Source organism: Pseudorhodoferax sp. Leaf274 (genome assembly GCF_001422445.1).
Taxonomy (GTDB): Bacteria; Pseudomonadota; Gammaproteobacteria; order Burkholderiales; family Burkholderiaceae_C; genus Pseudorhodoferax.
This window is the reverse complement of the sequence record NZ_LMNA01000001.1, coordinates 1,034,739-1,059,189: the sequence shown is the minus strand read 5'-3', so window position 1 is coordinate 1,059,189 and position 24,451 is coordinate 1,034,739. Positions and strand designations below refer to the sequence as shown.

Here is a 24,451-nt window from a genome sequence, read left to right as displayed (position 1 = left end):
CATGCTCCGCGCCGCCCTGGCCCCCGCCGCCGCAGCCCTCGCCCCCTCGCCCTGGGTCGAGCGCGCGGAAGCCCGCCAGAACGGCATCGACCGGGCCCTGCTGCACGCCGCCGGCAAGCTGCTGGCCGCGGTGAGCCCGCTGCGGCGCCAGCGCGTGCGCGCCTTCGCGCGGCGCGTGCTGGCCACCGACGCGCTGCTGCAGGCCGAGTCGCTGGCGCAGCTGCAGGCCCGCGCGCAGGCGCTGCGTGCCGCGCTGCTGGCCGACGGACTGGCCGAGGACCATGTGGTGGCCGCCTTCGCCCTGGTGCGCGAGGTCAGCGGCCGCCAGCTGGGCAAGCGCCACTTTGCGGTGCAGCTGATGGGCGGGCGCGCCATCCTCGACGGCGTGATCGCCGAGATGGCCACGGGCGAGGGCAAGACCCTCACCGCGCTGCTGCCGGCCGTGACCATGGCGCTGGCCGGCGTGCCCGTGCACGTGGTCACCGTCAACGAGTACCTGGCCGCGCGCGATGCCGACGAGATGACGCCGGTCTACGCCTTCTTCGGCCTGTCGGTCGGCAAGGTGCTGCCCGACCAGGAGCCGCCCGAGCGGCGCGAAGCCTACCTGTCCGACGTGACCTACTGCGTCAACAAGGACCTGACCTTCGACTACCTGCGCGACCGCATCGAGGTGCTGCGCGGCACGCTGGGCGCGCGCGCGGCCGTGGCCACGCTGGTGGCCGGCCGGGCCGCGCAGCGCGCCGTGATGCGCGGCCTGTGGTTCGCCATCGTCGACGAGGCCGACAGCGTGTTCATCGACGAGGCCCGCACGCCGCTGATCATCTCGGCCACGCGGCCCGGCGGCGCCGGCATCCCCGAGTACGACGCCGCGCTGGCCCAGGCCGCGCGGCTGGAATCCGGCCCGCACTACCTGCTGCGCGAGCGCGAACGCCACGTGGTGCTGACCGAGGCCGGCCGCGCCTGGGTGCTGGCGCTGCAGGACGCCGCGCTGCCCCACGCCGAGGTCGAGCGCACGCGCGTGATCGAGCAGGCGCTGTCGGCCCTGCACTGCTACACGCGCGACCGCCACTACATCGTGGCCGACGGCAAGGTGCAGATCGTCGACGAGTACACCGGCCGCGTGATGGCCGACCGCAGCTGGGAAAGCGGCCTGCACCAGATGGTCGAGCGCAAGGAGGCGCTGGACATCACGGCGCGCCGCCACACCACGGCGCGCATCACCTACCAGCGCCTGTTCCGCCGCTACCTGCGCGTGGGCGGCATGAGCGGCACCGTGACCGAGACCGCGGGCGAGCTCAAGTCCGTGCTGGGCCTGGACGTGCTGCGCATCGGCACGCACCGGCCCATCCTGCGGCGCGACCTGGGCACCCGGCTGTTCGCGCAGGGCGCGCAGCGCGACGCGGCGGTGGTGCAGTCGGCGCTGGCGCAGGCGGCCACCGGCCGCGCCGTGCTGGTGGGCACGCGCTCGGTGGCGGCGTCCGAGCGCATCGGCGCGCTGCTGGCCGCCGCCGGCGCGGCGCACCAGGTGCTCAACGCCAAGCAGGACGCCGAGGAGGCCGCCATCGTCACCGGCGCCGGCGCGCCGGGCCGCATCACGGTGGCCACCAACATGGCCGGCCGCGGCACCGACATCCACCTCGATGCGGCCGTGCGCAGCGCCGGCGGCCTGCACGTGGTGCTGACCGAGTTCCACGACTCCACGCGCATCGACCGCCAGCTCTACGGCCGCTCCGGCCGCCAGGGCGACCCCGGCAGCTTCGAGAGCCTGGTGGCGCTGGACGACGAACTGTTCGCCACCCATGCCGCGGCGCTGCAGGCCTGGGTGCGCGCGCGCTGCCGGCCCGACGCGCAAGGCCGCCTGCCCGGCTGGGCCGCGCGCGCGCTGCGCCGCTGGGCCCAGCAGCGGGCCGAAGCGCACCACGCCGACGTGCGGCGCCAGACCCTGGGACACGAGCGCGACAACGACCGGCTGCTGGCCTTTGCCGGCCGCCCCGAATGAGGACACATCCGCCATGACCAAGAACCTGCACCTGATGGGCCTGCTGGCCGCCGCCTGGGCCGTCCACCCCTGTGCGCTGGCCGCCGAGTTCAACTGCCTGATCGAGCCGCGCAAGGTGGTCGAGCTGCGCAGCCCCAGCACCGGCGTGGTCGACCGCGTCGACGCCGAGCGCGGCCAGCTCGTGCGCGCCGGTCAGGTGCTGGTCTCGCTGGATTCGGGCCTGGAGCGCGCCGCGCTCGACATCGCGCGCCACCGCGCCACGATGGAAGGCGCCATCAAGACCGGCGAGAGCCGCCTCGCCTTCGCCTCGCAGAAGTTCCAGCGCCGCGACGAACTGCTCTCGCAGAAATACGTCTCGCAGCAGGACCACGACGAATCGCGCACCGAGATGCGGCTGGCGCAGAGCGAGCTGCTGGACGCGCGCGACAACCGCCGCCTGGCCGAGCTCGAGGTGCGCCGCAACGAGGAGCAGATCCGCCTGCGCGCCATCCGCAGCCCGGTGACCGGCGTGGTGGTCGAGCGCAACGTGCACGTGGGCGAGCTGGCCGACCCCGGCGAGCAGCGCAAGCCGCTGCTGCGCATCGCCGAGATTTCCACGCTGTACGTGGAGGCGGTGCTGCCGGCCGAGGCCTACGCCCACGTGCGCGTGGGCCAGCAGGGCCAGGTGCGCGCCGAGCTGCCCGTCAAGGTGAACGCCGCCGCCACCGTGCGCGTGGTCGACAAGGTGCTGGACGCCGCCTCCGGCACCTTCGGCGTGCGCCTGGAGCTGCCCAACGCCCAGGCCGAGATTCCCGCCGGCATCGCCTGCCGGGTGGACCTGCCCGACGTTCCCGCCTCACCGGCCCGGCGCGAGCAGCGCCGCTTCGACCCCAGCAAGGGCTGAACGCCCGCACCCGACACACCGCGAAACCGCGCACCAGGAGAGACACCATGCACCGCGACCCGATCCGCACCGCCGTCGAACTTCCTACGCCCACCGCCGGCCCTCTGTCGCGGCTCGCCCGTCTGCTGCCGCGACGCAAGGGCCGCGCGGCCGCACCGTTCAAGCGCAAGCTGCTGGTGGAGACGCTGGAGCAGCGCGTGCTGATGGACGCCGACCCGCTCGCCGTGGCCGCCGTCAGCGCCCGGCTCGACAGCCCGGGCGAGGTGGACGTCTACACCTTCACGCTGGACAACGCCACCACGGTCTCGTTCGACAGCCAGACCGACAACGGCAACATGCGCTGGACGCTGACCGGCCCCAGCGGCACGGTGGTCAACGCCCAGGGCCTGGACAGCCAGAGCAACGCCGCGGCCTACGCGCCGCTCACGCTGGCGGCCGGCGACTACCGGCTGCAGATCGACGGCGCGGGCCAGACCACGGGCGCCTACGGCTTTCGCCTGCTCGACCTCTCGCGCGCCAACAGCCTGACGCTGGGCCAGCCCGTCAACGGCACCTTCGCCGACGGCGCGCAGCAGGTCGCCTACCAGTTCGACGCCCAGGCCGGCGACGCGCTGTGGCTGGACACCGTCACGCTGCCCAGCGGCAGCAACCTGCGCCTGCACGACCCCTTCGGCAACCGCATCGGCACCTGGGCCGGCGACACCGAGCTGCCGCTGCTGCCCTACACCGGCCGCTACACGCTGATCCTGGACGGCAACAGCAGCACGCCGCTGAACGCCGCCTACGCGTTCGAACTGCGTGAACTGGCCGCGCCCGTGACCGACCTGGGCACCCTGCCCGCCGCCGGCGCCACCGTCAGCGGCAACATCGCCGAGCCCGGCGACAGCGCGGTGGTGCGCTTCACGGTCGACGGGTCGCGCCGCATCCTGATCGACTCGCGCAGCGTCAGCAACAACCTGTCCATGACGCTGACCGGCCCGGCCGGCGTGGTTACCGAGGCCACGGGCGGCAGCACCCTGGCCAACCAGGGCCTGGGCAACGTCGACAGCTATGCCTCGCCCTGGGGCGTGCTCGACCTGCCCGCGGGCAGCTACACGCTGCGCATCGACGGCTCCGGCGCCGCCGTGGGCGCCTACGCGCTGCGCCTGCTCGACGCCAGCAGCCCCACGGCGGTGGTGCGTGGCCAGTCCACCGCCGGCCAGCTCAACCCCGGCGGCGCCGCCCATGTCTACCGCATCGCGGCCACGGCCGGCGACAGCATCCGGCTGGACACCGGCACCGCCACCGTGGGCGGCGTCAGCAACACCGGCGTGCTGGGCTGGACCCTGTACGACCCGTACGGCCGGCGCGTGACGCAGGCCTCCAGCTGGTACGACGTCGACAACATCGCGCTGGCCCTGTCCGGCGACTACACGCTGGTGGTGCGCGGCGACAACGACCGCACGCCCGCCACCGACTACGCCTTCACCGTGGTGGGCCTGGGCAACACGCCGGTCAGCCTGCCGGCCGGCACCAACGTGGCGCTGGGCACCGCGCCCACCAGCGGCTCCATCGCCGCGGCCGGCGGCAGCCAGGTCTGGCGCTTCACGCTGGCCACGGCCACCACGGTGTATTTCGACCCGCTCACGGCCGGCATGCCCTACGACATGTACGTCGCACTGCAGGGCCCGCGCGGCACGGAGACCGCATCCGGCACGCGCTTCGGCGGCTACTACAACAGCTACGGCGACGACGGCGCGCAGGCCTGGAACCTCGCCGCTGGCGACTATGCGCTGACCATCAGCTCCAGCAGCTCGGCCGTGGCCGCCTACCGCTTCCGGCTGCTCGACCTGGCCGCTGCGGCCTCGCCGCTGCCGTCGGGCAGCGTGGTGCAGGGCGAGCTCAACCCCGGCAGCGGCGTGGCCGTCTACAGCTTCGACGCGGCCGCGGGCGAGCGCATCTTCCTGGACGGCCGCTCCAACGGCTTCACCAACCTGGAACGCCGCCTGCTCGACCCCTGGGGCCGGCCGGTGGCGGGCGGCACCGCCAACCCGGGCACCGACAACCTCGAGGTGGCGCTGCCCTACGCCGGCCGCTACACGCTGCTGGTCGAGGGCCACAACAGCATCGCCACGCCCCAGCCCTACAGCTTCGTGCTGGAGCGGCCGGTCGACCGCACCGTGGCCTACGACATCGGCGTGGCCCAGCTGCCCGGCGTGCAATGGGGCACGGACGGCGCCAACCCCGCGCTGCACTTCGACGGCAACCAGGTGGCCACCGTGGCGGCCGACCCGGCCCTGAGCATCCCGGGTGACGTGAGCTTCCAGCTGCGCTTCAAGGCCGACAACCTCGACCAGACCTGGCAATCGCTGCTCTACAAGGGCAACCAGGTGCAGGACGGCGCCCAGCGCAACTACTCGATGTGGCTCAACAGCGCCGGCTACCTGCACCTGTCCATCGGCACCGACTGGGGCGAATACACCGTGCGCACGGCCGACGCCAGCATCCAGGCCGACCGCTGGTACGACGTGGTCGGCGTGGTCGACCGCACCAGCGGCAAGCTGCGCATCTACATCGACGGCGTGCAGGCCGTCGAATCGGCCAGCGCGCTGCCGCCGGCCACCGTGACCAACCGCACCTACGCCACGCCGCTGACCATCGGCAACGCGCAGGAGAACTGGTCCAACGCCGTCTCCGGTTTCGAGGGCAGCATCAGCGAGGTGCGCGTCTGGAACCGGGCGCTGACGGCGGCCAACGTCACCGCCTTCCAGACCACCGCGCCGAGCGCCAGCGACACCAGCCTGGTGCTGTGGCTGCCCTTGAACACCTCGGGCGCCACGGTGCTGGCCGATGCCTCGGGCGAAGGCCGCAACGCCACCGTCTCCAGCGTCTACGCCGGCATTGCCGGCGCGGTGGTCGGCGACATCGCGGTGCCCGGCCAGAGCATCACCTACACGCTGAGCCTGCCGCAGGCGCGGCGCGTGTTCATGGACGCGCTGGTCTCCCCCGGCCAGTTCAACGTCACGCTGAGCGGGCCCAACACCAACCTCGCCAGCACCGACCTGGCCTGGGTGGACAACGCCAACAACCTGCTCGACCTGCCCGCGGGCGAATACCGCATCACGGTGCGCGGCCAGGGCCAGCACACCGGCAGCTTCGCGTTCCGGCTGCTGGACGCCGCCCAGGCCACCGCCATCGCCTACGACACCACGGTGCAGGGCGAGCTGCGTCCCGGCGACGAGGCCCAGCTCTACCGCTTCGACGCGCAGGCCGGCGAGGTGGTGTTCTTCGACGCGCTGGCCGAAGGCGGTGCCAGTGCGGCGCAATGGCGCCTGATCGACCCCTACGGCCGCGCCGTGTTCACGCAGGCCGGGCTGGCCGACCGCGAGAACACCACGCTCGCGGTGGCCGGCACCTACACGCTGGTGGTCGACGGCTACGCCTACGAGCGCGACCGCTGGTCCAGCTACAGCTTCTCGCTGCGCAAGGTCACGCCCGCGGCGCCGCAACCCATCGTGCTCGGCCAGTCGCTGGACGGCCAGGCCCAGCGCACCGCCGGCCGCAACGGCGGCGGCGCCGTGGCCATCAGCGGCACGCAGTACGTGGAGATCGACGGCGCGGCCACCAACCTCGCCGGCCAGATGACCGTGGAAGCCTGGTTCCGCATCGACCGGCCGAGCACCGGCACCTGGACCGAACTCTTCGTCAAGACCGACGAAGCCTCCTCGCGCCAGTACGGCGTGTGGATCAACGCCGACGGCCAGATCTACGCCGAGGCCACCGACCTCAACAACGACAGCCGCAGCATCACGAGCGCGGCCGGCCTGGTGCCCAACGAGGCCAACGGCCAGTGGCAGCACGTGGCGCTGGTGCTGGACCGCGCCAACAGCCAGATGCGCCTGCTGCTCAACGGCACCGAGGTGGCCAGCGGCTACCTCTCGCCGCAGGCATCGCTGCAGCTGGACGACGCGCTGCGCCTGGGCCGCAATGCCGAGGGCCATGCCGCCCACGAGGGCTACAGCGTCAGCGTGGACGAGCTGCGCATCTGGAACGTGGCGCGCAGCAACGCCCAGATCGCGGCGGGCATGGCCAGCAACCTGCAGGGCAACGAGGCCGGCCTGGCCGCGCTGTACCGCTTCAACGAAGCCAGCGGCGCCACGGTGGTGGACGCCACCGGCGCCGCCGGCGCCAGCGGCCGGCTGGTGCGCCTGGCCGACGAGCTGCCCGGCCTGGTGGTCGGCCGCATCGACACGCCCGGCCAGGTGCGCACCTACACCTTCACGCTGGACAGCGCGCGCGCCATCTACCTGGACAACTTCACGCACCGCCACGACCTGAACTGGCGCCTGGCCGGCCCGACCGTGGACATCGGCACCAGCCTGTACGGCGCCGACAGCACCAACAGCTACAACCTGCTGCAGCTGCCCGCCGGCACCTACACCTTCACCATCGACGGGGCGGGTGCCGCGGTGGGCGAATACGCGTTCCGCCTCGTCGACGCGGCGGCCGCGCAGCAGCCCGTGGCGCTCGACGCCGAGGTGCAGACGCGGCTGGAGCCGGGCGCCATGGCGCGCCTGTTCACCTTCAGCGCCAGCGCCGGCCAGCGCCTGTTCCTGGACATGCTGTCCTACACCGGCGCCCAGCCCGCCTGGCGCCTGCTGGACCCCACCGGCGCCCAGGTGTTCGGCGTGGGCTGGGCCAACGACGTGGACACCTTCGCGGTGGGCCGCACCGGCACCTACACGCTGATCCTGGAGGACTACACCGCCGCGGGCAGCGCCGCCAGCGAGCGCGACGTGCGCTTCACCGTGCGCACGGTGGAGGACCAGACCACCAACCTGGTGCTGGGCACCAGCCAGATCCGCGCCCCGCAATGGGTGGCCGGCCCCGAAGGCGCGGGCAGCGCGGTGCGCCTGGGCGAGGGCCGCGAGCTGGAGGTGCCGGCCAGCGCGGCGCTGGACCTGACCGGCAACTTCACCATCGAGGCCATGGTCCGGCTGGACAGCTACAGCGGCGGCTGGATGCCCATCGTCTCGCGCGGCAGCGACTTCAACCACCAGACCTTCGGCCTGTGGGTCGGCGCGCAGGGGCAGATCTACCTGGACAGCCACCAGCTCGGCAGCAACAACCCCGACTACCCCTACGACCAGTTCTGGAACGTCGGCTCGGCCGCCGGCGCCGTCTCGCTGAACGCCTGGCACCGGCTGAGCGCCAGCGTGAACCGCAGCACCGGCGCGGTGGCGGTCTATGTCGACGGCGCCCAGGTGGGCTCGGCCCAGCTGCAGTACTACCAGGACGGCGCGGCCAGCAGCCAGCCCAATGCCAAGCTGTTCGTCGGCGCGACCGAACTCACCGACCGCACGCCGCTGTACGGTGCCGTGGCCGACCTGCGCGTGTGGAACACCGCGCGCACGGCGGCCCAGATCGGCGCCACACAAAGCACCACCGCACTGGCCGGCAACGAGGCCGGCCTGGTGCTGCTGCTGCCCATCACGGGCGGCAGCGGCAACGTGCTGGCCGGCAGCGGCAGCAGCGGCCTGGGCGGCCGCGTGCAAAGCGTCAACGCGGGGCTGTCCGCCACCGTGGTCGAGGGCAGCATCACCCAGCCCGGCCAGCGCGTGCTCTACCAGCTCAGCGTGGCGCAGGACACGCGGGTGCTGTTCGACACGCTGACCACCGATGGCAACTTCACCTGGTCGCTGCTGGACGAAGGCGGCGGCGTGGTGGCCAAGGTCAATGGCGAGGCGCTGCAGAACCGCCGCCTGCGCGATGCCGATGCCGCGCATTCCAGCAACAGCCTGATGCTGCTGCGCGCCGGCCGCAGCTACACGCTGGTGGTCGACGCCGACGGCCAGAACACGGGCGACTTCGCGTTCCGCCTGCTCAACCTGGCCAATGCCCAGGCCATCGGCTACGACCAGAGCACCGCCTACACCGCCGAACCCGCCAACGCCACGCGCCTGTTCAGCTTCTCCGGCGTGGCCGGCCAGCAGATCGTGCTCGACGAGCTGGCCTGGGCCGGCAACAACTGGCCCTACTGGCGCCTGTACGACCCGTTCGGCAACCAGATCCACGAGAGTTATTTCTACAGCGACTCGCCCACGCTCACGCTCGCACGCACCGGCACCTACGTGCTGGCCATCGAGGGCCAGGTCGACCAGCGAGGCACCACCACGCAGACCTTCCAGGTGCACCTGGCCGGCACCGTGGCGCCGCCGGCGCTGCCCACGGGCACGGCCCTCACGTTCACGGCCGGCGTGGCCACCGTCAACGGCACCAGCACGGCCGTGGACACACCGGCGGTCTACACCTTCACGCTGGCGCAGCCGCGCCGCATCTACATCGACACGCTCACCCCCTCGACCAACAACGCCTACTACAAGCTCTGGAACCTGAGCAGCGCGGCCGGCACGGTGGCCGAGCGCTGGGCCCACGACACCGACGGCCCCAACCAGCGCAGCTACTACGACCTGCCGGCCGGCGACTACGCCTTCTCGGTGCGCACGCCCTACGACTGGGCGCTCACGCCCTTCGCGTTCAAGCTCATCGACATCGACACCGTGGCGCAGACGCTCACGCCCGGCACCGCCGTGTCGGGCACGCTGGCGCCGGCCAACACCGCGGCCTTCTTCCGCTTCGACGGCGAGGCCGGTGCGCGCTACTTCCTCAACGCCACCACGACCACCAACACCGGCAATGCCTACTGGCGGCTGCTGGACGCGCAGACGCTGGCCACGGTGCAGCAGGGCTACTTCAACAACCAGGGCGACGGCCTCACGGTGCCGCGCGACGGCAGCTACATCCTGACGCTGGAGGGCTACTACGACACCGCCGGCCAGTCCAGCTACGGCTTCACGCTGTACCGCGACGCCGACGCCACATCGGCCCTCACGCTCGGGAGCACCGTCAGCGCCAGCTTCGCGCAGCCCGGCGACACTGGCAACTACACCTTCACGCTCGACGCCGCCAAGCGCCTGTGGTTCGACTCGTTCACCGAGCGCTCGGACATCGTCTGGCGCATCCTGGACGCCGACGGCGTGGCCGTGTTCAGCGACCGCGACATCCGCGACTACACCAACTGGTACGACCCCTTCACGCTGGCCGCCGGCAGCTACACGCTGCAGGTCGACGGCCGCGTCGCCGCGGCGGGCGCCTACAGCTTCCGGCTCGTGGACGTGGGCGCTGCGGCGCTGGTCACGCCGGGCACGGCGCAGAGCGGCACGCTCACACCGGGCACCGAGGTCGACTTCTACGCCTTCAACGCGCAGGCCGGCGACAGCTTCTTCTTCGACATGGTCTCGCGCACCACCAACCAGACCATGTACTGGCGCCTGTACGACCCGTACGGCCAGCGCGTGTGGGGCGGCACCGACCTGCAGGACGTGGACGTGACGCAGCTGGCCTACACCGGCCGCTACACGTTGGCCATCGAGGGCTACCCGGGCAACACGCAGAGCGCCAGCTACAGCTTCAACGTCGTGCCCGTGCTGCCGCAGGCACCGGTGGCGCTCAGCATCGGCCTGCAGCCCGCGCCCAACCTGCAGGTGCAGAACCTGCAGCTCAGCGGCGCCGACGGCAGCGTGCATTCCGGCGGCACGCTCAACATCGCCTGGCAGACCATCAACACCGGCGACCGCGCGCTCGACACCGCGTTCCAGGAGCGGGTGATCGTCACCAACGCGCAGGGCCAGACCGTGGTCAACGCGCTGCTGGCCTACGACCCGGCCGTGCTGGGCGCGATCGGCATCGGCCAGGCCAAGGCGCGCAGCACGCAGGTGCTGCTGCCGCCGGGCGCGGCCGGCGCGGGCGCGCTGACCGTCACCGTCGTCACCGACACCGCCAACGCCGTGCGCGAGAAGGGCGCGGCCGGCGAGTCGGACAACACGCTGCAGGCCACCGTCAACTCCACGCTGCTGGTCTACCCCGACCTGGGCGTCACGCAGCTGGGCATCACGCCGGCCGCGGGCCTGAAGGCGGGCGACCAGGTCACGGTGAGCTGGCGCGACGAGAACCGCGGCGACGCCGCACCCGCCAACGGCTGGGTCGACCGCGTCGTGGTGCGCAACCTGAGCACCGGCGCGGTGGTGCTCGACCAGCGGGTGGCGGTGCCCACGGGCAGCGCGGCCATCGCCGCGGGTGGCACGCTGGCACGGCAGTACGTGTTCAGCTGGCCGGCCGGCGTCAACGGCATCGGCAACTTCGAGGTCACCATCACCGCCGACGCCGACGGCGCCGTGGCCGAGTACAACGCCACCGACACGGCCGAGTCGAACAACGCGGCCAGCGTGGCCTTCACGTCTGCACCCGACCTCTCCATCGACGGCCTCACGGTGCTGACCGCCACGCCGGTCTCCGGCGGCCTGGTCGACCTGCAGTGGACGGTGCGCAACCAGGGCAACGCGCCCACGCCCACGGGCTGGTTCGACCACATCGTCGCGACCAACGTGGACACCGGCGCCACGCTGCTGAACCTGGACGTGTTCTACACGCCGACGACGGCGCTCGCCGTGGGCGGCTCGGCCACGCGCACCTTCCAGCTGCGGCTGCCGGACGGCCAGGCCTCGGTGGGCAACATCCGCTTCACCGTGGTGGCCGACCAGAACGCCAGCGGCGCCTCGTCGCTGGCCGAGACCAACGAGGCCAACAACCAGGCCCAGGTCACCAAGGCCGCCGTGCTGAGCCAGGCCGCCAACCTCGTGGTGACGGCCTTCACGGCCCCCGCCACGCAGCGCAGCGGCGATGCCGCCGCCTTCGCCTGGACGGTGCGCAACAGCGGCAACGCGGCCACGCCGGGCACGGCCTGGCACGACCGCATCGTGCTGTCGGCCGATGCCACCATCGGCAACGCCGACGACGTGACCGTGGCCACCGTGGCACGCAACGGCGCGCTGGCCGTGGGCGCCAGCTACACCGTCGAATGGTCGGCCACCGTGCCCGCCGGCTACGACGGCAACTACCGCTTCGCGCTGGTGACCGACGTGTTCAACACCGTGGCCGAGCCCGACGCCGAGAACGACAACGTGAGCGCGCTGCGCGCCGCGCTGCTGACGCCCTACCACGCCGACCTCACCGTCGGCGAGCTGGCCCTGCCGGCCAGCGGCAACGGTGGCCAGAGCGTCACCGTGACCTGGCGCACCACCAACCAGGGCGACGCCGCCACCGGCAACACCTGGTGGTACGACCGGCTCTGGCTGTCGCCCACCGGCGCCATCGGCGAGGGCTCGGGCGCCATCCTGCTCGGCGACTTCGCGCGCAGCGGCGGCGCCCTGGCCGCCGGCGCCAGCCGGGTCGACCAGCAGCAGGTCACGCTGCCCAACGGCGTGAGCGGCAGCTTCAAGCTGGTGGTGGAGTCCGACATCTACAACTGGGTGGCCGAGAGCCGCTTCAACGGCAACAACAGCGCCGTGTCCACCGCCGCCATCGTGCTGAGCGAGGCGCCGTCGGTCGACCTGCGCGTGCAGAACGTGGCCGGCCCGGCCACGGCCCGCCCCGGCCAGCAGCAGACCGTCAGCTGGGAGATCCGCAACGCGGGTGCCGGCGCGGCCGCCGCGCCCTGGACCGACCACCTCTACCTGTCGTCCAACGGCAGCCTGTCGGGCGCGATCTACCTGACCAGCTTCACGCACCAGAGCCCGCTGGCCGGCAACGCCACCACGCAGGCCAACGCCCAGTTCTGGATGCCCGACGTGGCCGACGGCAACTGGCGCGTGCTGGTGGTCACCGACGCGGCCAACCAGGTCTACGAGAGCGGCGCCGCCGATGCCGAAAGCGCCAACACCGGCCAGGCCGCCGCCGCCACGGCGGTGACCCACCCCGACGTGCGCGCCACCGACATCACGGTCGCCGCAGGCGCCGCCGCCGGCCGCGCCAGCACCATCGCCTGGACCGCCCGCAACGACGGCAGCGCCGCGGCGCCGCCGGACTGGCTGGAGCGCGTGTTCCTGTCGTCCGACGATCTGCTGGACGGCAACGACATCCTGCTGGCCACGGCCACCGTGGGCAGCGCCATCGACGCCAACGGCGTGCTGCAGCGCAGCGTGCAGGCCCAGCTGCCGGCCAGCCTGGCCGCGGGCAGCTGGCGCATCATCGTGCAGAGCGATGCCGGCAACGCGCTGCGCGAGCTGGCTGGCGAGAACAACAACGTGAGCATGTCCGCCGCCTTCTCGGTGGCCGAGGCGCCGCTGCCCAACCTGGCGGTGGGCAACGTGGCCGGCCCGGCCAGCATGCGCCCCGGCCAGGCCGCCACCGTCACCTGGACCGAACGCAACACGCTCGCAGAGCCCGCCACGGGCGACTGGTCGGCGCAGATCTACCTGTCGTCCGACAACGCCATCGGCGGCGACATCCTGGTCGGCACGGCCAACTTCACGGGCGGCCTGGCGGCCAACGGCCAGGTGGCGCGCTCGGCCGAGGTGCAGCTGCCGACCACGCTGGCGCCTGGCGCCTGGCGCTTCGTGGTGCGCACCGACAGCGCCAACCGCGTGGCCGAACGCGACGAGCTGGACAACGCCGCCATCGCCGCCAACGCGAGCCAGGTGTCCGCGGCGCTGCAGCTGAACCTGGTCGCCAGCGTGGCCGAAGCCGCCGGCACCGTGACGGCCAGCCTGCAGCGCAACGGCGACCTGAGCGGCCCGCTGACCGTGGCGCTGGTCTCCAGCGACACCAGCGAGGCCACGGTGCCGGCCACCGTGACCATCCCGGCCGGCCAGGCACTCGTCAACTTCACCATCGCGCTGCCGGCCGACGGCATCGTCGACGGCACGCAGACCGTCAACATCGCCGCCAGCGCCAACGGCGTGCTGGGCGACAGCCGCGCGCTGAGCGTGACCGACAGCAACACCGCCGCGCTCACGCTGAGCGCGGTGCTGGCGGTGCAGGAGAACCAGGGCACGCTCACGATGACCGTGAGCCGCAACACCGACGCCAGCGCCGGCGCGCTGCAGGTGCGCCTGAACAGCGCCAACACGGCGGCGCTGCGCGTGCCCGGCATCGTGACCATCCCGGCTGGCGCGACCAGCGTGAGCTTCTCGGCCCAGCTGCTGGACGACCAGGAGGTCTGGGGCACGCGCGAGGTGCGCGTGAATGCCGCGGCGGACGGCTACACCGCCCACTCGGTCAACGTGGCCATCGCCGACGACGAACTGCCCGAGCTCACGATGAGCTTCAGCAGCAACCAGGTGGCCGAAGGCGCAGGCGCCAACGCCGTGGGCGTCACGCTGCGGCGCGACCGCCCGGGCACCTACGACCTGGTGCTGAACGTGTTCAGCGACAACCTCGACGCGCTGACCGTGCCCACGCGCGTGGTGATCCCGGCCGGCGAGACCACGGTGCACTTCAACGCCAGCCCGGTGGACAACACCCTCTCGGGCGACGGCATCCGCAGCGCCACCGTGTTCGCCAAGATGCTGAACCCCTCCGGCTCGGAGATTCGACAGAACAACACGTCGGCCGTGATGCTGGTGACCGACGACGACGGGCCGACGCTGTCCGTCACGCTGTCGGCCGACAGCGTCGGCGAGCTGGGCGGCGCGCTCACCGGCACGGTGCGGCGCAACACCGGCACCACGGGCGACCTGGTGGTCACGCTGACGAGCAGCGACACCACCGAGGCCCGCGTGCCCGCCACCGTGACCATCCTGGCCGGCCAAAATTCCGCCACCTTCAGCGTCGCGCCGCAGGCCGACAACGTGGTGGACGGCACGCAGGCCGTCACCATCCGCGCCAGCGCGAGCGGCTACAGCAGCGGTGCCGCCGGCCTCAACGTGACCGAAGGCGACCTGCCCGACCTCGTCGTCAGCGAGATCGGCCAGCCCGCCAGCGGCTACGCGCAGACCCGCATCGACCTGAGCTGGACCGTCACCAACCAGGGCCTGGTCACGGCCAACGGCGGCTTCCGCGACCGCGTGTTCCTGTCGCGCGACGACGTTCTGAGCGCGGCCGACCGCCTGGTGGCCGCCGTGATCCACACCAACCCGGTGCCGCAGGGCCAGTCGTACACCCAGACCGCCTCCATCCTGCTGCCCGAGGAGACCGGCGTGTACCGCGTGATCGTGGTCACCGACGCGCTGAGCACGGTGAACGAGGGATCGGAGCGCAACAACGTGGGCGTGTCCTCGCTGCCGCTGAACGTGCGCGCGCCCGTCACGGCCACCGTGCAGACCGCCGTCACGCAGCTGGCCGTGAGCGGCGAGGCCGGGCAGACCGTGGTGCCCATGACCGGCACCGCCACCGACGCGCGCACCGGCCAGGCCGCGGCCAACACCGCCGTCAAGGTGATGGTGCGGGTCGGCACGGTAGAGCGGCTGCTGGACGCCACCACCGACGCCAGCGGCAAGTTCAGCGTGGACTTCGTGCCGCTGCCGGGCGAGGCCGGCGTGTTCGAGATCGGCGCGGGCTTCGCGGGCGACAAGGACTTCACGGTGCAGGACAGCTTCAAGCTGCTGGGCATCGAGGCCAGCGTGCCCTACATCCGCGCCATGGGCACCAACGAGACGCCTTTGGCCGGCAGCTTCGTGCTCGAGAACATGGGCAACGTGCCGCTCACCGGCCTCACGGCCTCCGTCGAAGGCCTGGCGAGCAACTTCCAGTTCGAGGTGGTGAACCTGGCCTCCGGCCTGGCCGGCGACGGTTCGGTCACGGTCAACTGGCGCCTCACGGGCCACGGCATCACCGACCAGCTGGTGGCCAGCAAGGGCATGCTGGTGCTGACCACGGCCGAGGGCGCGACCGAGCGCCTGGTGCTGGACCTGGCCTGCATCCCGCAGACGCCCAAGCTGGTGGCCACGCCGGGCTACCTGGCCCAGGGCATGCTGCTGGGCCGCCAGACGCTGGTCTCGTTCGAGGTCACCAACCAGGGCGCGGCCGACACCGGCCCCGTCACGGTGCAGCTGCCGGATTTCCCGTGGCTCAAGCTCGTCAGCGCCTCGGTGATCGACAACATCGCGGCCGGCGGCAAGGCCACCGTGACGGTGGCGCTCACGCCCACGGCGGACAACGCCGAGCTGATCCGCTACGACGGCAACATCGCGCTGAACGCGCGGCTGGGCGGGCTGGCCATGCCCTTCCAGTTCCGCGCCACGAGCGAGGCCAAGGGCGAGATGCGCGTCTCGGTGGAAGACCAGCTGACCTACTACGCCGAGGGCGCGCCCAAGCTCGCGGGCGCCACGGTGACGCTGACCGACCCCTACACCTTCGACGTGGTCGCCACGGCCACCACGGACGCCAGCGGCAGCGTGCTGCTCTCCGGCATTCCCGAGGGCAACTACATCCTCACGGTCAACGCCGACAAGCACAGCAGCTACCGCGCCACCAAGACCATCACGGCCGGCACCACCAGCGAAGAGACCATCTTCCTGGACCGCCAGCTGGTCAGCTACTCGTGGAACGTGGTGCCGGTGGACATCCAGGACCGCTACCAGATCAAGCTGGAATCGACCTTCGAGACCGAGGTGCCGGTGCCCGTCATCACGGTGGACGCGCTCAAGATGCCGGTGATCCTGCCCGGCGTGACCTCGACCATCACGATCAAGGTCACCAACCACGGCCTGATCCAGGCCGAGGACGTGCGCATCAACGTGCCCAACGACGACCTGTTCGAGATCGTGGCGCTGACCAACGTGATCGACATCCTGCCGGCCAAGAGCACGGTGGAGGTGCCGATCACGATCCGGCTGAAGGACGGCGTGACGCCGCAGATGGTGGCCGCGGCCTCGCTCTCGGGCAACCCCGTCGAGACCGAAGGCTGGGGCTCTGCGATCGTCAAGTGCCTGGGCATCGACACCGCCTACAAGCTGCGCTGCGGCGCCGATGGCCGCTGGTACAGCGAGAAGACCGACATCAAGCCCGTGCTGTGCGCGATGGACTTCAACGAAGCCGCCCGCGGCCAGTTGCTCGACTACATCGGCGGCGACTTCAACCTGCTGGACCTGGGCTGCGATGCGCTGGACCTGCTGCTCAACTGCACGGGCATCGTCGAGAACGACTGCATCTCCTTCATCATCAACGCCGCCTGCGGCGCCATCGTGGGCGGCATCACGGCCGGCCCGGCCGGCGCGGCGGCCGGCGCCGCGGGCGCGGCCAGCGACCTGCTGGCCTGCCTGTGCCAGATCCTGGGGCCGCTGGGCGGCGGCAGCGGCACGGTGACGGGCGGGCCGTCCGGCGGCGGCGGCGGCTGGGGCTGGTGGTACCCGGGCGGCGGCTACGCCAGTGGCACCGGCTGGTCCTACAACATCCAGTACGTGAACTGCCGCGGCGAGCCGGTCTCCGCCGTCGAGCAGCAGCGCGCCGACGAGGGCCTGATGGCCGCCGTGGCCTCCGGCGCCGTGGCGCCCGAGGCGATCGCGGCGGTGGAGGCGCACAACGAAGCGCGGGCCGAGAAACTCGCGGCGCTGGCCGCCGATGGCGACGGCATCCTCAACGCCGAGGAAGCCGGCATCTGCGCGCAAGTGCGCATCAGCATCGAGCAGGAGGCCGTGCTCACGCGCACCGCCTTCCAGGGCACGCTGCAGATCGTCAACGGCAACACGGGCGTGCCGCTGACCGGCGTGCAGCTGGTGCTGGACATCCGCGACGAAGCCGGCAACGCCGTCAACGGCCTGTTCGCCACGCGCGGCCCGACGCTGACCGGCCTGACCGCGCTGGACGGCAGCGGCGTGCTGGCCGGCGGCGCCACCGGCAGCGCGCAGTACATGTTCATCCCCACGGTGGACGCGGCGCGCGACCTGCCCACGCGCTACACCATCGGCGGCACGCTGAGCTATGTGGAGGGCGGCCAGAAGATCACGGTGCCGCTGATGGCCGCGCAGATCACGGTCTACCCCGAGGCGCGGCTGAACCTGCATTACTTCCAGCAGCGCGACGTGTTCAGCGACGACCCGTTCACCGAGGAGGTGGAACCCAGCGAGGAATTCGCGCTGGGCCTGCTGGCCTACAACGACGGCAAGGGCGATGCGCGCAACTTCACGATCACCTCGGCCCAGCCCAAGATCATCGAGAACGAGAAGGGCCTGCTGATCGACTTCAAGATCGTCGGCACGCAGGTGGGCGACCAGGCCGTGGCGCCCACGCTGACCGCCAACCTGGGCAACATCGCCGCCGGCCAGACGCAGGTGGCGCAGTGGAACCTGACCTCCACGCTGCAGGGCAAGTTCATCGACTACACCGCCACCTTCGAGCACCTGGACGGCATGGGCGACACGCGGCTGTCGCTGATCGAGTCGGTCAACATCCACGAGCTGATCCGCTCGGTCAAGGCCAATGCGGGCGATGCGCCCGACTTCCTGGCCAACGACGACCCCGACAGCGCGCACACGCCCGACCGGCTGTACATGAACGACGGCTCGCAGCACGTGGTCAGGACGCTGGCCAACACCAGCGCGAACCGCACGGCCGCGCCGGGCGCCCTGTCGGTGGCGCTCAAGGCGGATGCCGCATCGGGCTGGGGCTACTTCAAGATCGCCGACCCCGGCGTGGGCTACGCGCTGGACCGCATCGTGCGCTCGGACGGCAAGGTGCTGAGCCTGGGCCGCGAGGTCTGGCGCACCGACCGCAGCTTCCCCGACGCGCTGACCGGCGCCGTGCGCGAGAACGTGCTGCACTTCATCGACGAGAACTCCACCGGCAGCTACACCGCCTTCTTCAAGATCGACGACGCGGTGGCGCCGCGCCTGGTGGAGATCCTGGCGGTCTCGCCCGACCCGGCCACCGCGCCGGTCGACACGGTGGACGTGCGCTTCAGCGAGGCGCTGGACCTGGCCAGCTTCTCGGTGGCCGACCTGGCGCTGGCGCTGGAAGGCGGCGACGGCAGCAACCTCCTGGCCGGTGCCAGCGGCATCACGGTGGCGCAGATCGGTGCCGCGGCCGACCACCTGTACCGCATCTCCGGCCTGGCCAACTTCACCGCCGGCAGCGGGCTGTACCGGCTGACGGTCAACGCCACCGGCATCGCCGACTACGCCGGCAACGCCGGCCAGGGCGTGCTGACCGAGACCTGGGGCATGGGCGACATCGGCCCCTATGTGCTGAGCATGGCGGCCGGCCCGGCCGCGCGCCACACCGCGCTGGATGTGGTGGACATCACGTTCAACACCGCGCTGGACGCCGCCAGCTTCAGCGCCGGCGACCTGCGCCTGGAGCGCGACGGCGTGGTGCAGAGCCTGGCCGGTGCCACGCTCACGCTGACCGCGCTGGCCGGCAACCAGTACCGCCTGGGCGGGCTGGCGTCCGCCACGGTGCCCGATGGCAACTACACGCTGACGCTGCTGTCCACCGGGCTGCTGTCGTCCGGCGGCGCGGCCGGCCTGGGCAGCCAGTCGGTCGGCTGGCGCATGGACACGGTGGCGCCGCGCGTGCTCGACGTGGTGGACCTCATCGACACCGTGCGCAAGACGGTGGTGCTGGGGCTCGACGTGGAGCTGTCCGAGCGCGTGGACCTGGCCACCTTCGACTACCGCGACATCGTGCTCACGCGCACCGTGAACGGCATCAAGAGCGGCAACCTCATCGACGCGCAGACCAAGGTCGAGTACCTGTCGGGCAACACCTACCGCGTGAGCGGCTTCAACTGGGTCAGCGGGCTGGAGGGCAGCTACCAGTTCAGCGTCGATGGCGCGGGCCTGGCCGACGAGGCCGGCAACGCCGGCACGGGCCAGGCCAGCCAGAGCTGGTTCATGGACTTCCACGACCCGGCGGCCGCCACCAACCTCCAGATCGCGCCGGACAACGGCGTCTCCGGCAGCGACATGCGCAGCAACCAGCTGAACTTCACGCTGACTGGGTCGCTGGGCGAGGCGGGCCTGTCGGTGCGCGTGACCGACCGCACCACCGGCAACGAGATCGGCTACGCCACCGTGGACGGCCAGTCCTTCCGCATCGCCGTCCAGCTCGACGCCGCCGGCATCCACGAGCTGCGCGTGCGCACCGTGGACGCGGCCGGCAACCTGGCCGATGCCGTGGTGACCGTGTTCGTCGACGTGGTCAAGCCGACACTGGCCGAGCCGGTGCTGCACCGCGACGCCGACGGCAACGTCGACACGCTCACGCTGAACTTCAGCGAGGCGATCGACGCGGCCAGCCTCACGCTGGCCGCGCTGAGCCTGACCCGCGACGGCGGCGCCAACCTGCTGCAGGGCGCGACGCTGACCCGCGTGAGCGCTACGCAGTACGTGCTGGGCGGCCTGGCCGCGCGCACGGCCGACGCCGGCAGCTACCGCTTCAGCGTGGCCATGCCGCAGGTGCGCGACGAGGTCGGCAATGCCGGCGAGGGCAGCGTGGCGCTGCAGTTCTCGGGCCTGCAGGCCAGCACCGGATCCATCAGCGGCGTGGTCTACGACGACATCGACGGCACCGGCACGCGCGAGTCCGACGAACTGGCCCAGGGCGGATGGACCGTGTTCGCCGACGACAACAGCAACGGACGGCTCGACGCCGGCGAGGTCTCGGCCGTGACCGACGAGGTCACCGGGCGCTACACGCTGTCTGGCCTGTCCATCGGCACGCACCGCATCATGGTGGTCGCGCCGAGCGGCTGGACCATGACGCCGGGCACGCTGGTGCAGGTGACGGTGGGCGCCGACGCGCCGGAGGTCACGCAGAACTTCGGCGCCTTCGCGCTGGCCAGCCTGTCGGGCACGGTGTTCGACGACGCCAACGCCAACGGCCTGCGCGACATCGAGGAGGCCGCGCTGGCCGGCCGCCTGGTGCTGCTGGACGCCAACAACAACGGCGTGGCCGACGCGGGCGAGGCCACCACCACCACCGACGCGCAGGGCGGCTACAGCTTCCAGGACCTGGCGCCGGCCACGCTGCGCGTGGTGCTGTTCGCCGGCGACGGCTACCTGCCGCTGCTGGCCTCGACGGTGTATTCGCCCAAGTCGGGCGAGGCCTTCACGCGCGACATCGCCGCGGTGCGCTCCGGCAGCATCAGCGGCGTGAAGTACGAGGACACCAACGGCAACGGCCAGCGCGACGCGGGCGAGCTCGGCGTGGCCGGCTGGACCGTGTTCCTGGACGACAACGGCAACGACGCGCTGGACGCCGGCGAGCGCTCCACGCTGACCGACGCCGAGGGCCGCTATGTGTTCACGGGCCTCCTGCCCGGCAGCTTCCGCGTGGTGGAGCAGGCGCGCACCGGCTGGATCCAGACCGCGCCCGGCACGGTGGAGGCCGGCGGCGGGCACGAGCAGGCGCTGGACGCGCTGCTGACCCTGCCCGGCATGGTGGCCGACGTGGAGGAAGACCTGCTGCAGGCCTACCTCAACGGCACCGGCATGAACTACGACTGCGGCTGCGGCACCTTCGTGCTGGAGAAGTACACGCAGGGCCAGGCCGCCTCGCACTTCTCCAAGATGGACACGCTGACCGACCCCATGCTGGCCTCGCTGACCGGCCAGGGCGTGCGCGTGGTGGTGATCGACACCGGCATCGACACCGATTCGAGCTTCTTCGGCCCGGACAGCGATGGCGACGGCGTGGCCGACCGCATCGTGTACCAGTACGACTTCGGCGACGGCGATGCGGATGCCAACGACATGATCGGCCACGGCACCAACGTGGCCGGCGTGATCGCCGGGCAGGACGCGCAGTACAGCGGCATCGCCACCGGGTCCGACCTGGTCGTGCTCAAGGTGTTCGATGCGAACAGCCAGGGCTACTTCAGCAAGCTCAAGGCCGCGCTGGAGTGGGTCGATGCCAACGCCGAGGCCTACAACATCGGCGTGGTCAACATGTCGCTGGGCGACGGCGGCAACTGGGGCGAGGCCATCAGCCGCTACGGCATGGGCGACCTGTTCGAGCGCCTGGCCGCCCGCGGCCTGGTGACCATCGCCGCGGCCGGCAACAACTACTACCAGACCGGTGGCGCAATGGGCGTGGCCTACCCCGGCTCCGACCCGGCCGTGCTGTCGGTCGGCGCCATGTGGGCCGGCAACTTCGGCGGACCGTGGCGCTTCTCCAGCGGCGCGACCGACTACACCACGGCCTACGGGCGGATTGCCAGCTTCACGCAGCGCGACCCCGACCAGATCGACGTGATGGCGCCGGGCGCCCGCTTCACCTCGGCCGGCCTGAACGGCGGCCTGTCGACCATGCAGGGCACCAGCCAGGCGGCGGCCTTCATGAGCGGCGCGGCGGCGCTCGTGCAGCAGGCGGCCAAGCAGCTGATGGGCCGCTACCTGACCACCGGCGAGTTCGCCGACCTGCTGGCCAAGAACACCTACCGCGCGGTGGACGGCGACGACGAGAGCGACAACGTGGTCAACACCAGCGCGTCCTACAACAAGCTGGACATCCCCAAGCTGCTGCGCGGCCTGCAGGCCTACGCGGCGGCCGGCGGCGGCAGCACGGGCGGCGGCGGCCAGGCCGAGACGCCGACGGACAGCCCGCTGTCGGCCTACAGCGCACGCACCTTGACGGTGACGCCGGGCGCCTCCGTGGGCGGCCAGGACTTCGGCAACTTCCGGCTCGGCCAGGTGGCGGGCGTGGTCTACACCGATGCCGACAAGGACGGCCAGCAGGATGCGGGCGAGGCCGTGCAGGCCGGCATCCAGGTCTACCTGGACGCCAACGACAACGGCAGCCTCGACCAGGGCGAACAGTCCATGGTGACGGGTGCGGACGGGCGCTTCGCCTTCCACGGCATGGGCCCGGGCAGCGTCACGCTGCGGGCGGTGGCGCCCAGCGGCCAGGTGGCCGGCAACAGCCTGCCGCTGGCCGTCACGAGCGGGCTGGACCAGGCCGGCATCGCGCTGGGCCTGCGCAGCGTGGACGCCGGCGCCTTCCAGGCGACCGACGACGAAGCCACGCTGGACGAGGACGGCTCGGTGACGGTCAACGTGCTGGCCAACGACCAGGTCGCCGACGCCGCGGGGCTGGTGCTGAGCGTCATCGGCGACGGCCCGGCGCACGGCACGGTGGCCCTGGTCGAAGGCCAGTTGGTCTACACGCCCGATGCCGACTTCCACGGCAGCGACAGCTTCGCCTACAACATCGCCGGCCCGGGCGGGCGCAGCAGCAGCGCCACCGTGCAGATCACGGTGCGTGCCGTGAACGACCTGCCGACGCTCGACACCCTGCCCGACCAGCAGCTCAGCGAAGGCCAGGCCCTGGTGCTGCAGCTGCAGGCCCGGGACGTGGACGGCGACACGCTGCGCTACACCCTGCTGCAGGCGCCCGAGGGCACCACGCTCGACGAGGCCACCGGCCAGCTGCGCTGGACCGCCGTGGCGCTGCCCGGCCCGCAGACGGTGCGTGTGCAGGTCAGCGATGGCCAGGGCGGCACGGCCGAGCGCAGCTTCAGCGTCGCCGTGCAGATGGGCACGCTGCGCGTGAGCGCGGTGCAACAGTTCGCCTGGGGCTTCTCGCTGCGCTTCAACGACACCATCGACGCCAGCCAGTTCAACCTGTACGGCGCCAACCCGGACTTCACGGTGACGGGCGCGCGCGCAGGCCAGGTGTTCGGCTCGGTGGTGTTCGATGCCGACGGCAAGGGCCTGACCTGGGTGCGCACCGGCGCGGCGCTGGAGTCCGATGCCTACACGCTGCAGCTGAAGTCCGGCGCGCAGGCGCTGACCAGCACGCAACGCGGCCACCTGGACGGCGATGCGGATGGCCAGGCCGGCGGCGATTGGGGCGGCCAGTTCCAGGTCGGCACCCTGCCGGCCGTGCGGCTGCGCCTGCCGGACTTCGCGCGCGGTCCGGGCCAGGCGGTCCCGGCCACGGCCAACGGCGGCATGCCGATCACGCTGTCCACGGACGGCACGGTCACCAGCCTGAGCTTCCTGCTCAAGGCCGACCCGGCGCTGCTGCGCATCACCGAGGTGCGGCGCGGCAGCCAGCTGCCGGCCGGCGCCACGCTGACGGTGCAGGCGGCCGAGGGTGGCGTGCGCATCACCATCACCACCGCATCCGCGCTGCCCGCCGGCAGCCTGCAGCTGCTGGGCGTGGTCGGCACGGTCAGCGCCACGGCCACGCTGGGCAGCGCGGGCCTGCTGGTGGTCGACCAGCTGGTGGTCAACGGCGCGGCCCGGCCCGAGTCGGCCGATGCCGGCCTGGTCTTCGTCGGCTACGCCGGCGACATGGACGGCAACGGCAAGTACGAGGCCGCCGACGTGACGGGCGTGCAGCGGCTCATCGTGCGGCTGGACAACCACCTGCCCTGGGCCAACGACATCGACTTCCTGGTGGTGGGCGATGTCAACGGCGACGGTGCCCTGAACGCGATGGACTCCGCCATGGTCCAGCAGCGCCGGCTGGCGGTGTCGGGCTCCACCGCCACCATCCCGGCGATCCCGGCCACGCCGGTGCAGTCCGATGTGCCGGTGCTGAACCTCTCCGGCAGCCTGGCGAACTTCGCGCTGGCCAACGGCGGCAGCATCGGGCTGGCCACGGCCTCCAGCGACAGCGCCACCCGCAGCGCCGCCGCCAGCCGCGACGCGGCGCTGCCGACCGTCGCGCTGAAGGTGGTGCCGTCGGCCGTGTCGCAAGGCGCAAGGGCCTGATGGGGCACGCCGCCGGGCGGCAACCGCCCCGGCGGCCTGCTGCTGCCGGCCGGCGGCCTGGCGGTGCTGGCCAGCTGCTGGCCGGGGTGGAAGTGG

General features: G+C 72.0%; 3 protein-coding genes. All 3 read left to right on the top strand.

All coding sequences use genetic code 11. From position 1 onward, the window contains the following. Position 1 precedes the first annotated feature (1 nt). The 3 genes from ASF44_RS04795 to ASF44_RS04785 are packed head-to-tail and all read left to right on the top strand — an operon-like array spanning position 2 to position 24,355. Positions 2–1,999, top strand: coding sequence for a hypothetical protein (locus ASF44_RS04795; protein ID WP_056897967.1), 1,998 nt, complete (start codon positions 2–4; stop codon positions 1,997–1,999). A 13-nt stretch (positions 2,000–2,012) separates the two neighbouring features. Next, positions 2,013–2,882 carry an efflux RND transporter periplasmic adaptor subunit gene (locus tag ASF44_RS04790; RefSeq protein ID WP_056897966.1) on the top strand — a complete coding sequence of 290 codons (870 nt, stop codon included), beginning with the start codon at positions 2,013–2,015 and terminating at the stop codon, positions 2,880–2,882. A gap of 47 nt (positions 2,883–2,929) precedes the next feature. Further along, positions 2,930–24,355, top strand: a complete 21,426-nt coding sequence (locus tag ASF44_RS04785; RefSeq protein ID WP_056897965.1) for a CARDB domain-containing protein — start codon at positions 2,930–2,932, stop codon at positions 24,353–24,355. Positions 24,356–24,451: the final 96 nt, after the last annotated feature.